The organism is Enterobacter sp. EC_64, from assembly GCF_019584165.1.
Lineage (GTDB): Bacteria > Pseudomonadota > Gammaproteobacteria > Enterobacterales > Enterobacteriaceae > Enterobacter > Enterobacter roggenkampii.
Window position 1 is genome coordinate 1 of sequence record NZ_VDAS01000080.1, and the last position, 548, is coordinate 548.

A 548-nucleotide genomic window follows, 5' to 3' on the forward strand; every position below is an offset into this window, starting at 1 on the left:
GGAAGGTGCGAATAAGCGGGGAAATTCTTCTCGGCTGACTCAGTCATTTCATTTCTTCATGTTTGAGCCGATTTTTTCTCCCGTAAATGCCTTGAATCAGCCTATTTAGACCGTTTCTTCGCCATTTAAGGCGTTATCCCCAGTTTTTAGTGAGATCTCTCCCACTGACGTATCATTTGGTCCGCCCGAAACAGGTTGGCCAGCGTGAATAACATCGCCAGTTGGTTATCGTTTTTCAGCAACCCCTTGTATCTGGCTTTCACGAAGCCGAACTGTCGCTTGATGATGCGAAACGGGTGCTCCACCCTGGCCCGGATGCTGGCTTTCATGTATTCGATGTTGATGGCCGTTTTGTTCTTGCGTGGATGCTGTTTCAAGGTTCTTACCTTGCCGGGGCGCTCGGCGATCAGCCAGTCCACATCCACCTCGGCCAGCTCCTCGCGCTGTGGCGCCCCTTGGTAGCCGGCATCGGCTGAGACAAATTGCTCCTCTCCATGCAGCAGATTACCCAGCTGATTGAGGTCATGCTCGTTGGCCGCGGTGGTGAC

At 52.7% G+C, this 548-nt stretch carries 1 pseudogene; it reads right to left on the minus strand.

Annotated features, from left to right (window positions below):
• Positions 1 to 146: 146 nt before the first annotated feature.
• Positions 147 to 548 (minus strand): annotated as a pseudogene (locus tag FHC52_RS22525) (IS5-like element IS5 family transposase); the annotation flags it as partial.